Source organism: Micromonospora wenchangensis (genome assembly GCF_002210435.1).
Lineage (GTDB): Bacteria > Actinomycetota > Actinomycetes > Mycobacteriales > Micromonosporaceae > Micromonospora > Micromonospora wenchangensis.
Genome location: NZ_MZMV01000006.1, coordinates 1 through 13,921 on the forward strand (window position 1 = coordinate 1; position 13,921 = coordinate 13,921).

Genomic DNA, 13,921 nt, shown 5'->3' on the forward strand with positions numbered 1-13,921 from the left:
CGGAACGCCAGGCGACCGGGCAACCCCGACCGGGCTACCGACCCGACCCGGAGGCGGAGCAGTGGCCCCGGCCACCGGGCTTCCCGCCCTGAGCCGGACGTGACCCTGGGGTCCACCGTGCGCCCCGGACCCGGGGCGCACGGTGCGGCGGTGGCCGAACCCGCCGCAGCGCCGGTGACCTGGCGCGTTCAGGGTGACGGCGGATGCGCTGTCACGGCCGGTGCCGCCGATCGGGATTCTCGGCGGGGCTGGCCGCGAGACCCACGGCGATCGCGTCCGGAAGTGGGTAGACGTGTTCGACGGGCAGGCGCGCCGCCGCCGCCTGCTCGTCACCCCGGCGCAGCAGGTCCCGGATCTGCCCGACGGTGGCGGTGACGTCCTCGACCGCGACGATCCAGTCGTCGACGTACCGGTCGACCGCCTCGCCGGACAGCCCGACCTGCAACGACCGGTACGGCAACGCGGCCAGCCGCAGCGAACGCTCCGGGTCCCACTGCACCCGGACCGGACTGGCCCGCAACTGCCGTGACCAGTTCTCCCGGTCGCCGTGCAGGTCACGGTCGTAGTGACTCAGGCAGGCCCGGCCCAGCGCCCACTCGAATCCCGCCCGCGTGATCTCGATGGACAGCACGCGCTCCTGGCCGGGCTTCGTGGCCCAGCCGCAGCGGTACATCATCCACAGGAACGACGGCTTGATCCACGTCATCCGCTCCCGTTTGAACGGGGCCACGAAACGGCCGGCGGCCACCGCCGGCACCGCGATGTCCGGTGGGTACGCCTGGTACACGGTGACGGTCGTGGCCGAGTGGCGGGCACGGATCTGGCGTTCGGGAACGGACACCCGCCGATCCTCGACGATCAGGACCCGACCGGTCCACCCGGATTCCGCGCCCGTCGACCCCATCGGGACGAGGGCCCGGGTTGCCCGCGCGGTGTTCACTGCAGGCAGGTGTCTGTCGACCCGGGAGGGGTGCGTATGCGGCGATGGTGGCGGACGCTGAAACCCGCCGAGCAGGTGGTGGCGCTCGGCGCGCTGGTCACACTGGTCGTGGGTGTCATCGCGGCGGTGCCGGCGTACCTCACCGCCGCCAAGGAGACACCGGCGGGTTCCGATTCTGCGGCCAACTCCACCCCACCGCCGGAACCGACGACAGGTCCACCCGGGACGCCGGAGCCGACCGACCCACCGACCCCACCGGCCACCCCCACGGCATCGACGACACCGAGCCCACCTCCCACCCGGACGCCGCGCCCCACGGTCGCTCCGACCGTGACCAGGACGCCGACGGTGCGGTTCGCGATCACCAGCGCGACGGTCGTGCCGAACTGCTCGGACGTGTTCGGCACGGGGGACGAGCCGCCGGCCGGCCGCACCGCCGTGCTCTTCGTCCGCCCGGCCGGCGGGAGCTACTTCTACGAGCAGCCGCTGCGCTTCCCCACCCCGCACAACTGGCGGGCCAACCGGGTCGTCGTCGGCGACGAGAGGTCGCCGGGACAGCGCTTCGAACTGCACGTCTTCCTCGTCAGCGACGCGTACGCCAGGGAACTCACGACGCACGACGGAACGCCCTACCCGGTGCCCGACGTGCCGGGCGAGCCGCTCACCTCGGCGGCGGTGACGCGCACCGACGAGATCGGCAACTGCTGACCCGGCCCGGGAGCGGACAGCGTGGACGCGGCCCCGCCGTCCGGGACGACGTCACCGTCCCCGGCTGCCGTCGTCCGGCCGGCGGCTGCGCGTCAGGAGGTAGCCGGCGTAGGCGGCCAGCGCCACGGCCGCCACCGTCGCCGACGGACCGGCCAACGCGCGGGCGCTCGCGCGGGAACCCATCGCGACCCCCGAGGAACGGTCGGCCAGCAACGACCAGCGGGACCGCCACGCCAGGGCCGACCCGACCGAGAGCGCCGACCCGATCGACAGCACCGATCCGGCGGAGCCGACGCTGCCGACGGAGGCGATCGACCCGACGCTGCCGATGGACAGCACCGAGCCCCGCGAACCGATCGACAGCACCGAGTCGGTGGACCACAACGACAGCCGTGACGATCCGGTAGAGGTCATGGGCGCATTGTGCCGCACCCCGGTCGCTCCCGAGGGCCGATCGGGCCCGACCCGGCCGGTGGGCGGGGGACCGCGTGCCGCTAGGCGTCAGGTCGCGGCACCCACCAGTCACCCAGTGCTTCGTGGAGGACCAACAGGACGGCACCGAGCAGAACCGACGCGAGTATGCCGAGGCCGAAGCCGAGAACGCCCCGGTCCCGCGGGGCCGTCGGGTTCCGCACGGCCACCGCCGCCGCGGACCGTGACCACGGCCGCTCCCGGGCCGTCCAGAGCAGCAGCCCGAGACCGTACGGGCTGAGGAAGATCAACCAGAACCAGTACCACCTGGTGCCCCGGACCGGTGCCGGGCCGGCGACCACGACGACGAGGGCACCGACGGCGAGGAGGACCCCGGCTCCGCCGACGGCGGACACCGGTCCGTGCAGGTCACCGGCACGGTGTTCGAGCCCGGCGGCCCGCAGTTCCTGCGCGATGCCGACGGCGCCGGGTCCGGAGTAGCGTTCCTGCTCGACGGCACCGGTGGTGGTCACCTGTCCGAACCGGTCGGTGTCCGTCCAGTGCACCCGGCCGTCGGGCGTTCGCCACGCGAACAGCGGCCCGTAGCGGCCGGAGGCCCACAGGGTGGTAGAACCGAACCAGGGCGGGGAACGATCCACCTTCCACCGGTCACCCCACTGGTAGGCGACCACCCGGCCCGCGGCCACGTCCGCCCCGGCCCGGTCGTGGTCCTGCTGGCGCGGGGCGGTCCACCACGTCGTCGCGGCCCCGAGCAGCCACAGCAGGACAAGAGTGATCCGCAACGTGCCCCACCACCGGCCGGACGCCACACCGGGCACACCCTGACTCATGGGTGCAGTGTCCCAGTAGTGCGCCGGCCGTCGGTGCCGGGCGCGGTGCGGTCAGCGGCTGACGCCGAGGGTGGCGATCAGGTCCTCGGGCAGCTCGAACCAGATCAGCCTTGCCGCCGTACGGGCGCGATCGCCGCCGGGTGGTGCCCGGCCCCTGCGGCCGGGCACCACCGGCACCGACTACCCGACCGGGCGGCACGCCGGGAGCGGCCGGGCCGTCGGGGCAGCCGCACGCCGGCCCCGGGACCGGCCGGCCACCGACCGGCCGGCCACCGGCCGGCCCGCCGCCGTCGGGGTCACGGGGTGAACTCGCCGACGACGGTGTACAGACCGGGGCTGGCCTGGGCGAGCGCGGCGGTCCGCCGGGCGTATTCGGCGGCCTCCGGGTCGGCCTGGGTGGCCCTGACGTCGTCGGCGCTGCGCCACCGCGCGACGTTGACGACGCGGGTCCGGTCGAGGCTGGCGAGCAGGGTGACCGAGACGAAGCCCGGACGCCGGGACACCACCTTCTCGGTGCCCTCGGCCAGCAGGTCGATCACCTCCTGCTGCCGGGACGGGTCGACGTCGATGACGTTGACGAACGTGACGGGGTCGGACATCGTCTTCTCCTTTGTTCGCGCTCCCCGCGCGCGGTGCCGCCCCGGCGGGCCGCACCCGACGCCGCGTGGAGTTGCCGGGTGAGCGGACGGGGACCGCCCGCTCTGTGAGGTAGACGACGTGGGTCGGTGAACTGTCAGGCGGCGCCCGCCGGGCCGGACGTGATCCGATAGCGGTGGGCGGCGCGCGGCGGTCGTTGCGCCGGCCCGGGGGAGGGGCAGAGGTGCCGCAGGACGCCGTGCCGGGCCACCCCGGGTCGCCGGATCCGGTGACCCGGGAGCGTGGTGTGCTCCTGGGGCTCAGCTACCGCCTGCTCGGTTCGCTCGCCGACGCCGAGGACGCGGTGCAGGAGACCTACATCCGCTGGCACCGGCTCAGCGACGGGGAACGCGACGCCGTCGCCAACCCCCGCGCCTGGCTGATCAGGACCGCCAGCCGTATCGGGCTCGACATGCTCACGACGGCGCGGGCCCGCAGGGAGCAGTACGTCGGCGAGTGGCTTCCCGAACCCCTCCCGACGACCGGGTGGAGCAGTCAGGAACCCTCGACGGTGGTCGACCCCGCCGACCGGGTGATCCTGGACGACTCCGTCTCGATGGCCCTGCTGGTGGTACTGGAGGCGATGACCCCGGCCGAGCGGGTCACGTTCGTGCTGCACGACGTGTTCCGGTTCACCCACCCCGAGATCGCCGGGATCGTCGGCCGTACCCCTGCCGCGTGCCGGCAACTCGCCTCGTCCGCCCGGCGTCGGGTCCGTGAGCAGCGCCGTACCCCGGTGGGTCCGGCCGAGCACGCCGCGGTCGTGCGGGCGTTCCGGTCCGCCTGGCAGACCGGCGATCTCGCCGCTCTGGTCGACGTGCTCGATCCGGAGGCCACCGCGATCACCGACGGCGGCGGCCTCGTCTCGGCTTCCGCCGTACCGCTGCACGGGCCGCAGGCCATCGCCGGTTTCCTGCTGGACGTGTGGGAGCGGCAGCCCGACCTGGTGGTCGACGAGGCGTCCGTCAACGGGGAGCCGGGGCTGGTCGCCACCGACCGGCTCGGCCGTGTCCTCGCCGTGCTCGCGCTCGCCGCGACCGGCACCGGCCGGGTCGGGCACCTGTGGGTGGTCCGCAACCCCCGCAAGCTCGCCCGGTGGCGGCACGTTCCGGCCGGTCGGGGCCGCTGACCGACGCCCCGGGCCGGCGGGGGAACGGTGGCGTCACCGGTGTAGCGCCTCGACCGTCACCCGCGCCGACCGGGGCGTGACCGGACGGTGCCCGGTGGTGCGGCCGGCCGGGACGGGCCCGCCGTCAGGCCGGCTCGGGCACGCCTCCCGGATCGCCGTCGTCGGGCATCGGCTCGACCGGGGCCTCCGGCAGCTCGCCGGGCGTGTCGGGAAGAAGTTCGCCGACGTCGTCCGGCACCGGCTCGCGGGGGTCGAGGGGTGGGTACACGTCCGGGTCGAGGTCAGGATTTGTCATCGGACAATTATCCGGCAGGACGGTCGGGCGCGCCTGTCGGCAGCGGCCGTGCCGGCGTCGTCGCGGTCCGCCCGCCGGTGGTCGGCGCGGGCGGGTGCCCGGTGGCCCGGGGGAGTCCCGGGCCACCGGGTGAGGTCACCTGGTGCCGGTGAGGGCGACCAGGGCGTTGGCGGTCTGGAAGTACGGGTTGCGGCCGAGGTCGCCCACGGTGGTGATGCCGAAGGCCTCCTTGAGCAGCTTGGCGTCGCCGTCGCTGACCCCGGCGAGGGCGGACACCGGGGCGTCGACGATCTCGGTGAGGGTCTTGTCCTGGTATGCCTTGTCGACCAGCTTGGTGAGGTCGGCGCTTGCGGGCATGCACACTCCTTGACTCTTGATCGGAAATTCCGACCATATACGTACGAACTACACGAATTAGATCATGACTGCGCCGTCCGATCCACAGTGGACCGGGCGGGGGATCAGGCGTCCTCGTCGCCGCCCTCGTCCTCGTCGTCGAAGATCTCGTCGGCGATCATGCCGCCGGCGAAGCCGAGAGCCGCGCCACCGACCACACCGGCGGCGACCGAACCCATGCCGGGCCCGTCGTGGTCGTGGTGCCCCTCCTTGTGGTGCCCACCGGGATGCCCGTGCCCCGCGTACCCGTATCCGGGCTGCCCGTAAGCAGGCTGTCCGTAGCCGGGCTGTCCGTAGGCGGGCGCGCCGTAGCCGGGCGGCGGGGGCGGCGGCGGATAGCCGGGCGTCCCGTAGGCCGGCGCGGGCGGGGCGTAGCCGTAACCGGCGTGCGGACCCTGCCGGCCGTCGACGGCCTGCCGGAGCCAGCCGTCGACCTGCCCGGTCCAGTCGCCGTGCGCGTCGCCGTGCGCGACGTGGTGCCGGCCGTACGAGTCGTGTCCACCGGTGAACAGCCCACCGTGCTTGTCCAACTCCAGCACGACGTCCACGCCGTGCTCGTTGGCGACGAAGGTCAGCTCGACCTCGGTGACGGCATGGGCGTACTGCGGCGCGGCGTAGTACTCGATCTCCTGGTAGAACGGCAGCGTCTGGTGCAGCCCCGCGATGTGGCCCCGTTCGAGGTCGGCCGCCTTCACCGTGAAGCCGAGCCGGCCGAACGCCTCCAGCACGCGCTCCTGGGCGGGCAGCGGGTGCACGTACACCGGGTCGAGGTCGCCCTTGTCGACCGCGCCCCGCACGGCCACCTCGGTACGCAGACCCATCGTCATGCCGGGCAGGTGCTGACCGTTCAGCTCGGTCACCGGCGTCTCCCACGGCACCGCCACCTGGAACGGCAGACTGAGCTGCTGCCCCTCGCGCAGGAACAGGCCACCGGCGACCGGCACCCGGTGGAACTCCACGAATGCGTCGTACTCCTCCTCCGCGCCCTCCATCTCCACCCGGGTGACCAGGCCGACGGTGATCTGGTCGATCTCCACGTCGTGGCTGCCGCCGGTCAGGTTCACCTGCCCGGCGAGCGTCAGCCCCGGTCGGGTGCTCGGATTGGACAGGACCGTATCGACGCTGGGGCCGCCCACCCCGAACGCACCCAGCATCTTCTTGAACACCACGAACCTCTCCCTCGACGGCCGTCGGGCCCGTGCTGGCACGGACCCGACGCGGCGTGCACGAAACCATTGCCCGGCAACGACTTCAGCGGCATCCACTGTGGAAGCCGCTGCGGCCGGAAGCTACCAACGCAACCTGAACGGTGGCTGAGTGGACGGGGACCGCCACCGTCCGTCGCCTCCCGACCCGATCCGGGCGCGTGGCGGTCGATGTCTGTACCGTGTGGACGGACGGTCGCGGCCGACGCCGTGGTGCCGCATCGTGATCGCGGTACGGAAGTGGAAGATATCCGACTATAGTGGCGGCGGTCACGTCACTGCGGTGGTGGGAAGGGCGACGATGGAACGGCCGGAGTGGGCACCAGCGGATGTCGATCTCAGCCGGCCGAGCGTGGCGCGAGCCTACGACTACTGGCTCGGCGGCTCGCACAACTTCGAGGTCGACCGGGAGTTCGCCCGCCAGGCGATGGCCGCGGTGCCCGATCTCCGGCTGGTCGCCCGGGCGAACCGGGAGTTCCTGCACCGCGCGGTGCGGTTCATGCTCGACCAGGGCGTCCGGCAGTTCCTCGACATCGGCTCCGGCATCCCCACCGTCGGCAACGTGCACGAGATCGCCCAGCAGGTCGACCCGGACGCCCGGGTGGTCTACGTGGACATCGATCCGGTGGCGGTGACGCACAGCACGCACATCCTCGCCGGTCAGCCCAACGCGGTCGCCCTGCTCGAAGACCTCCGCCACCCGGAGGCGATCCTGGAGCACCCGGAGACCCGCCGGCTGCTCGACCTCGACCGGCCCGTCGGTCTGCTGCTCGTCTCGGTGGTGCACGCGGTCCCCGACCACGACGACCCGTACGGCCTGATCAAGCGGCTGTGGACGGCCCTGGCCCCCGGCAGTTGCGTGGCGATCAGCCACGTCACCACCGACAGCCGACCGGACGAGATGGGCGAGGGCACCCGGCTCAGCGGCCGGACCAACACGCCTGTCACCGCCCGCACCCGCGCCCAGGTGGAGGACCTCTTCGCCGGTCTCGACCTGGTGGAGCCCGGCGTGGTGTGGTCACCGCTGTGGCGTCCCGAGTCGCCGGCCGAGGTCGGCGACCACCCGGAGCGGATGAGCTTCTACGTCGGAGTCGGACGCCGCAGGTGAACGATCGGCCCGACGCCGACGGAATCGACGACCGGCACCGGCCGGGCGTCGAGGAGTTCGTCACGGCGTGGGCCACCGCCCTGCACCGGGCCCACTACGTGCCGATCACCGCCGAGCAGCGGCACCGGATCGTCAGCGCGCTGGCCGAACGGCTGGTCACCGCCGTCCTCACCGACCCGGTACGGCCCGGCGACGGCCAGCGGATCGGCACCGACCTGGTGGCAGCCGGCTTCGGCTCGCCGGAGGCGCTCGGCGGGACGATCGCGGTCATCGGCGCGCGACTGCCCGCCGCGCTGGGCGTGGCCGCCGACCCCACCCGCGCCACCCGGCTCAACGGCCTGCTGGCGGATCTCGCGGCGGGCTTCGCGTCCGCCGCGCACGACCGCAGCCTGCGGGAACAGGACGCGGTCCGGCTGGCTGCGCTGGACGCCCGCACCCAGGCCGAGGAGGCGTTACGGGTCAGCGAGGCCCGGTTCCGCCGCTTCGCCACCCACGACCAGTTGACCGGTCTGCCCAACCTGACCCGGTTCACCGAGGAACTGGGACGGCTCTGTTCCGCCGCCGTGCCGGTCGACCGGGTCGGGGTCTGCTGCCTCGACGTCGACGACTTCGCGGCGGTCAACGACGTCCTCGGACACCGGGTGGGTGACCTTCTGCTCCGCGAGATCGCCCACCGCCTCGCCGCCCTCACCGACCCGCGGATCGGCCTGGTGGCCCGGCTGGACAGCGACCGGTTCGCGATCCTGGTCCGCGGCACCACCTGCGCCGAGGACGCCATCAAGATCGCCGACCGGGCCCTGGCCACGCTCGCCGCCCCGTTCCGCGTCAACGGCACCGAGGTGCCCCTGACGGCGAGCGCGGGAGTGGCCGAGGGGGCCGTCGCCGACGACGGCGCCACCCTCATGCGGGACAGCGAGATCGCGCTGCACTGGGCCAAGGCCGACGGGAAGGGCACCCTGCGCCGGTTCGACCAGGACCGCAGCGCCGCCGACGCGGCGCGCTACCGGCTGTCGGCGGCCATGCCGGCGGCGCTGCACCGGGGCGAGTTCACCGCCGCCTACCAACCCATCGCCGCGCTGCGCTCCGGGCGGCTGGCCGGCGTGGAGGCCCTCGCCCGCTGGCGGCACCCCCAGCTCGGTCTGCTGACCGCCGCCCGGTTCATCGACCTCGCCGAACACACCGGTCTCGTGGTGGCGCTCGGCCGCCACCTGCTGGAGCAGGCGTGCCGGCAGGCCAGCCGGTGGCAGCGGATCCAACCCGGGCTGTACGTCAGCGTGAACGTGTCGGTACGTCAGCTCCGCCGCAACGGTCTGGCCGGGGAGGTGGCGCAGATCCTCGACCGGACGGGCCTGCCGCCCCACCTGCTCCAGCTGGAGGTCACCGAACAGGCCGTGATCGACCTGACCGGTGTGGTGACCGAGTCCCTGGCGGCGCTGATGGCCCTCGGCGTCCGGATCGTCATCGACGACTTCGGCATCGGCTACGCGAACCTGGCCAACCTCCGCTCCCTCCCGCTGCACGGTCTCAAGCTCGACGCCAGCCTGACCCGTCCGGCGGCGCAGCCGGTCCGGCAGCCGGGGGCCCGCCGCCCCGGCACGGACGACGACTTCCTGCGTACCGTCGTGTCCCTCGGGCACCGGCTCGGCCTGGTCGTCACCGCCGAGGGCATCGAAACCGCCCAGCAGGCCCACCGGCTCGCCGCCACCGGCTGCGACAACGGGCAGGGTTGGCACTTCGGCCGTCCGGTGCCGCCCGACGAGATCACCGCCAGCATCGTCGCGCAGCGCGACCGTGACCCGGTGTCCCGGGACACCGCCCTGCCGGCGTTCCCGGCCCAGCAGCGCTGACCTGCACCGACGCGGCATACGGCCGCCCGGCGGCCCACCGACCCGCCCCGGGCGGGTGCGTCAGGATGGGTGGAGCCCGATCCGGCAAAGATGTGACGCCGGTCACGCCAATTGGGGACCCGATCCGGTGCGGCCGTCGTCTTACCAGGTGTGAGGACAGACATGGAAGCAGACGACGAGGGTGAACTCGTACGCCGCGTCGCCCGGGGCGACCGCCAGGCGTTCGACGAGCTCTACCGGCGTACTGCCCCGTGGTTGGAGGTGCGCCTGCGTCGCCGCTGCGCCGACCCGGACGTGGTGGCCGAGGTGCTCCAGGACACCTACCTGGCGGTCTGGCGGGCGGCGGGCAGCTTCGCCGGCACCCGGGCGGGCTCCGGCGGCGAGGCGCAAGGCAGCGCCGTGGGCTGGCTGTGGACCATCGCCGCCCACCGGCTGGTCGACGCGTTCCGCCGCCGCGCCCGCCGCAGCCAGGTGCCGCAGGTCGCGCTGATGCCGAACACCGCCCCCGCCGCGGAGGACGAGGTGATGGCCGCCCGGATCGGCCAGGAACTGGAGCAGGCCCTGCTCACCCTGCCGCCCGGCGTCCGGGCCGCCCTGCGGGCCACGGTCCTCGACGGGCTCTCGGCGCGCGAGGCGTCGGTGCTGCTCGGCGTACCGGAGAACACGGTGAAGTCCCGCGTCCGCCGGGCCCGGGTCGCCCTACGGGAGGCGCTGTCATGACCACCCACCCCAGCCTCACCCAGATCGACCGTTACGCCACCGGCGACCCCGGTCTCGACGAGGCCAGCGTCTGGGCGATCGAGGTGCACCTCGAAGACTGCGCCGACTGCCGTGCCCGCCTGGCGGGCAGCACCACGGCGGAGAGCCGGGCAGTGATCGACCTGGTCGCGACGGTGCTGGACCGGGAGATCGCGGCCACCCCGGTCCCGGCCCGCCGCAGCCGGTCCTGGTCGCTGGCCCGGCACCGCTGGTTCGTCGGCACCCTGTTGCCCTGGCTGGCCATGACGGTGACGGTGCTCGGCTGTGCCGCGCTGCTCGGCGCGCTGTGGGTCGGCCTCCCCTCGGTGGTGCTGCTGATCGCACCCCTGGCGCCGCTGCCCGGCGTGGCGGTCGCCTGGCACCGTCGGGCCGACCCGGCCTGGGAACTGGTCGCGGCCACCCCCGCCGCCGGCCTGACGATGCTGCTGCGGCGCACGGCGGCGGTGCTGGCGTTCGTCATCCCCGCGCTCGCCGTGGTCGGCGCCGGGACCGGGGCGTCGTTGGCGTTGCTGCTGCTGCCCTGCCTGGCGTTCACCGCCGCCACCCTGCTGCTGGGCACCCTCGTCGGCGTACGCCGCGCCGCGTACGGCCTCATCACGGCCTGGACGCTCGCGGTGATCGCCCCCAGCCTCGCCGCCGCCCGGATGCCGGTGGTGCTGTCGGCGGACAGCGCCCGCACCTGGGCCCTGGTCACCGCAGTCCTGACCGTCGTGGCCCTGCTCCGGGTCGACGGATTCCGGCGGCTCTCCCACCGCGACTGAGCCCCACCCCGACCTCGCGGTACGGCCACCCGGCCGGACCGCCACCCTGCCCTGGCAATTATCGAAGGAGACAGCGACGATGCGTGCGGTGAGCGCGGTCGAAACGACCACCACCACCCATCCCTGGGCGATCCACGCCGAGGGCCTCCAGGTCCGGGCCGGCCGGCACCTCGCCGTCAACGGCCTCGACCTGGCCCTGCCCACCGGTGTGCACGGGCTGCTCGGCCCCAACGGCGCGGGCAAGACCACGCTGATGCGCGCCCTGGCGACCGTCGTGTCCCCGGCCGGCGGCCGGCTGACACTGCTCGGACACCCCGTCGACGGTCGCTCCGAGCTGCGGGCGGTCCGCCGCTCCCTGGGCTACCTGCCGCAGCACTTCGGCTACTACCCACGGTTCACCGTGCGGGAGTTCGTCGGCTACCTGGCCTGGCTCAAGGAGATGCCCAGGGCGGGCGTCGCCGCGGCGGTGCAGCGGGCCATCGACCGGGTCGGGCTCACCAGCAAGGCCGACGCCCGGATGAAAACGCTCTCCGGCGGCATGCTGCGCCGGGCCGGCATCGCCCAGGCCATCGTCAACGACCCGCGGCTCCTGCTGCTCGACGAGCCGACCGTCGGCCTCGACCCGGAACAGCGGCTCGACTTCCGGGAGCTGCTGCGCGACCTCGGCACCGACACCTGCGTGCTGGTCTCCACCCACCTGGTCGAGGACGTGGTGGCGGCCTGCACCGACGTCGTCCTGGTCAACGAGGGCCGCCTGGTGTGGCGGGGCACGCCCGAGGTGCTCGCCGCGCAGGGCGACGCGGGCCACGCCGGTGACAGCCCGGCCGAGCGGGGCTACTCCGCGCTGCTGCGTCAGCACCGCGCGGAGGCCACCCGATGAGCGGGCGAACCGTCGAGGTGCACACTGCCGCCGCCCGGCGGCCCGAGGGGAAGCGGGGTGCCCGCGTGGGCGTCATGGGGATCGAACTGCGCCGCTCCGCCGCGCTCGGCGCCGCGTTGATCACGGTGGTGGTCGGGGTCGGGGCGCTGTACGTGGCGACCGGCCGCTGGTCGACCGGCTGGATGGCCCTGGCCCTGGCCATCCGGGAGTACCTGCTCCTGCTGTGGCCGCTCGCCCTCGCGGCCGGCGCCTGGCAGGGCCGCCGGGAACACCGGGCGAAGGTCGGCGAACTGTTCGCCACCACCGCCCGGCCCCGCACCGCCCGGATGCTGCCGGTGCTCGGCACGATGGCCCTCACCCTCGCGGTCGCCTACCTGGTGGTGACCGCGGCGGGCATCGCCTGGATCGTCACCACCGCCTCGTACCTGCCGCTGCTGAACTTCGTCGTCGTCACCGCGGTCGGCGCGCTGTCCCTGGTCGCCGCGGCATGGCTCGGACTGGGCATCGGGCGGCTGCTGCCCGCCCTGGTGACCGCCCCGGCGCTGGCGGTGGGCGGCGTGCTGCTGGTCTTCTTCGCCACCATCTCGACCCCGGAGCGGCTGGCCGCGGCGATCTCCCCGGCGCACGGCTCCGGCGGGTTCCACGACTACCAGACGATCGACAACCGGGTCAGCGCCGCGCTGGCGATCTCGATGATCACGCTCGCCGTCACCGGCCTGCTGCTGTTCGTCGCCGACGGCTGGCGGCTGCGGGTGACGGCGGTGCTGCCGGTGCTGCTCGGCGTCGGGGTGGCCACGGCGATCCTGCCCAACGACCGGGACGTGCTCACCTGGCCGGTCGACCCGGTCGCCCGGGAACTGGTCTGCACCCGCGACACCCCGACGGTGTGCGTCAGCCGGGTCCACGCCAACGTGCTCGACACGATCACCCCGCCGGCCCGGCAGGGCCTCACGGCGCTGGCGAAACTGCCGGACGCGCCGACCGTCGTGCACGAGGACACCCGCACGATCGGGTACCGCCGGGAGCAGCCGGCCGCCCCGGACGGGGTCGTCACGGTCGAGGTCCGGATCGACAAGCGGGGCCGGCTCGCCCACCCCGACGTCGTGTTCCTCGAAGTCGTCAAAGGACTGGGCGTCCCGTACGACTACGACTGCCGCAACCGCAACGAGACGGTCGAACGGGCGGCGGCGTACTGGCTCATGGGCCGCGAGCCGCGTTCGGACGTGGGGCTGGTCCCCGGCATGATCGAGGAGGACCCGGCGATCACCACCGGGGCGAAGACCCTGTGGCAGGGCCTGCGGGCACTGCCCGAGGCGGAGGCGGTGGCCCGGGTCACGGCCGTCCGCGACGCCGTGCGGGCCTGCCGGGACACCGAGGGGCTGCTGTCCCGGAGCGCCAGGTGACCGGGACGCTGCTCTACCTGCGCTCACGCCGGGTCCCCCTGGCCCTGGCCGCGGCGGTCGGCGGCGCGGCGGTGATCTGGGCGCTCTACCTGGCCTTCGCCAAGGACCGGGACGCCACCCCGCTGGTGGTCGTGCTGACCGTCCTGCTGATGGTCGCGGCGCTCGCACCCACCCTCGCCGGCCCGGACGCGAACCTGGACCGCACGGCGTCCCTGCGCTGGTCCTGGCGACGCGGCGGGCACCTGCTCGCCGGCGGCGTGATCGTCCTGGCGGTGCTGCTCGCCACGCTGCACACCGGAGCCCGGTTCGGGCCGGCCGCGCTGGTGGTCCGCGACGCCACCGGGCTGCTCGGCCTGACCGCGCTGTGCACGAGCGTGGTCGGCGCCGCCCGGTCCTGGTTCCTGCCGGTGGGCTGGACCACCATCGCGGCCCTCTACCCGCAGGGCGGCACCTGGGGAGCGGTCGCCACCTGGCAGGGCCAGCCGACCGACAGCCGGGCCGCCACGGTGACGGCGGCGGCGTTCGCCCTCGGAGGGCTGGTCGCCTACGCGATCGCCGGCCCGGCCCGCACGGACCCGGCGGAGTAGCGGGG

The 13,921-nt window shown here is 74.0% G+C and carries 16 protein-coding genes; 9 read left to right on the forward strand and 7 right to left on the reverse strand.

Annotation, left to right across the window (positions count from 1 at the left end; translation table 11 throughout):
* Positions 1–211: 211 nt before the first annotated feature.
* Positions 212–841: a DUF4291 domain-containing protein gene (locus B5D80_RS04700; protein WP_088642673.1), complete on the reverse strand. Its 630-nt coding sequence runs from the start codon at positions 839–841 to the stop codon at positions 212–214.
* Between the two features lie 129 nt (positions 842–970).
* Between B5D80_RS04700 and B5D80_RS32795 the strand changes: the two genes are divergently transcribed.
* Positions 971–1,648: a hypothetical protein gene (locus B5D80_RS32795; RefSeq protein ID WP_144081581.1), complete on the forward strand. Its 678-nt coding sequence runs from the start codon at positions 971–973 to the stop codon at positions 1,646–1,648.
* Positions 1,649–1,699: 51 nt separating this feature from the next.
* Here B5D80_RS32795 and B5D80_RS04715 read toward each other — a convergent pair whose 3' ends face one another.
* The 3 genes from B5D80_RS04715 to B5D80_RS04730 form a co-directional block, all read right to left on the reverse strand.
* Positions 1,700–2,062, reverse strand: a complete 363-nt coding sequence (locus B5D80_RS04715) for a hypothetical protein (protein WP_088642527.1) — start codon at positions 2,060–2,062, stop codon at positions 1,700–1,702.
* Positions 2,063–2,142: 80 nt separating this feature from the next.
* On the reverse strand, positions 2,143–2,910 hold the full coding sequence (locus tag B5D80_RS04720) for a hypothetical protein (protein WP_088642528.1): 768 nt from the start codon (positions 2,908–2,910) through the stop codon (positions 2,143–2,145).
* A 296-nt stretch (positions 2,911–3,206) separates the two neighbouring features.
* Complete coding sequence (locus tag B5D80_RS04730) at positions 3,207–3,509, reverse strand: antibiotic biosynthesis monooxygenase family protein (protein ID WP_088642530.1); 303 nt, start codon at positions 3,507–3,509, stop codon at positions 3,207–3,209.
* Between the two features lie 221 nt (positions 3,510–3,730).
* On the opposite strand from B5D80_RS04730, the gene sigJ reads away from it, so the two are divergent.
* Entirely contained in the window at positions 3,731–4,675 is a 945-nt protein-coding gene (gene sigJ / locus B5D80_RS04735) for an RNA polymerase sigma factor SigJ (RefSeq protein WP_211291399.1), read from the forward strand.
* 124 nt (positions 4,676–4,799) lie between these two features.
* Here the strand turns inward: sigJ and B5D80_RS33625 are convergent, their stop codons facing one another.
* The 3 genes from B5D80_RS33625 to B5D80_RS04745 all read right to left on the reverse strand — a co-directional run bounded on the left by B5D80_RS33625 (position 4,800) and on the right by B5D80_RS04745 (position 6,535).
* The gene (locus B5D80_RS33625; RefSeq protein WP_168222526.1) at positions 4,800–4,970 is read right to left on the reverse strand and encodes a hypothetical protein; all 171 of its coding nucleotides are present in this window, start codon (positions 4,968–4,970) and stop codon (positions 4,800–4,802) included.
* Positions 4,971–5,105: 135 nt separating this feature from the next.
* Complete coding sequence (locus B5D80_RS04740; RefSeq protein WP_088642531.1) at positions 5,106–5,327, reverse strand: hypothetical protein; 222 nt, start codon at positions 5,325–5,327, stop codon at positions 5,106–5,108.
* Between the two features lie 104 nt (positions 5,328–5,431).
* Positions 5,432–6,535 (reverse strand): sporulation protein, encoded by a 1,104-nt coding sequence (locus B5D80_RS04745; RefSeq protein WP_088642532.1) that lies wholly within the window; start codon positions 6,533–6,535, stop codon positions 5,432–5,434.
* A gap of 337 nt (positions 6,536–6,872) precedes the next feature.
* Between B5D80_RS04745 and B5D80_RS04750 the strand changes: the two genes are divergently transcribed.
* From B5D80_RS04750 to B5D80_RS04780, 7 genes are all read left to right on the forward strand, one after another.
* Positions 6,873–7,679, forward strand: a complete 807-nt coding sequence (locus B5D80_RS04750; RefSeq protein ID WP_088642533.1) for an SAM-dependent methyltransferase — start codon at positions 6,873–6,875, stop codon at positions 7,677–7,679.
* On the forward strand, positions 7,676–9,526 hold the full coding sequence (locus B5D80_RS04755; protein WP_245854244.1) for a putative bifunctional diguanylate cyclase/phosphodiesterase: 1,851 nt from the start codon (positions 7,676–7,678) through the stop codon (positions 9,524–9,526). The genes B5D80_RS04750 and B5D80_RS04755 overlap by 4 nt, the downstream gene beginning before the upstream one ends.
* 162 nt (positions 9,527–9,688) lie before the next feature.
* Positions 9,689–10,246 carry an RNA polymerase sigma factor gene (locus tag B5D80_RS04760; RefSeq protein WP_088642534.1) on the forward strand — a complete coding sequence of 186 codons (558 nt, stop codon included), beginning with the start codon at positions 9,689–9,691 and terminating at the stop codon, positions 10,244–10,246.
* Positions 10,243–11,046, forward strand: a complete 804-nt coding sequence (locus B5D80_RS04765) for a cupin domain-containing protein (RefSeq protein WP_088642535.1) — start codon at positions 10,243–10,245, stop codon at positions 11,044–11,046. Before B5D80_RS04760 ends, B5D80_RS04765 begins: the two co-directional genes overlap by 4 nt.
* A gap of 79 nt (positions 11,047–11,125) precedes the next feature.
* Complete coding sequence (locus B5D80_RS04770; RefSeq protein ID WP_088642536.1) at positions 11,126–11,926, forward strand: ABC transporter ATP-binding protein; 801 nt, start codon at positions 11,126–11,128, stop codon at positions 11,924–11,926.
* Positions 11,923–13,329: a hypothetical protein gene (locus B5D80_RS04775; RefSeq protein ID WP_245854246.1), complete on the forward strand. Its 1,407-nt coding sequence runs from the start codon at positions 11,923–11,925 to the stop codon at positions 13,327–13,329. The genes B5D80_RS04770 and B5D80_RS04775 overlap by 4 nt, the downstream gene beginning before the upstream one ends.
* The gene (locus B5D80_RS04780; RefSeq protein WP_088642537.1) at positions 13,326–13,916 is read left to right on the forward strand and encodes a hypothetical protein; all 591 of its coding nucleotides are present in this window, start codon (positions 13,326–13,328) and stop codon (positions 13,914–13,916) included. The genes B5D80_RS04775 and B5D80_RS04780 overlap by 4 nt, the downstream gene beginning before the upstream one ends.
* The last annotated feature ends 5 nt before the right edge of the window (positions 13,917–13,921 follow it).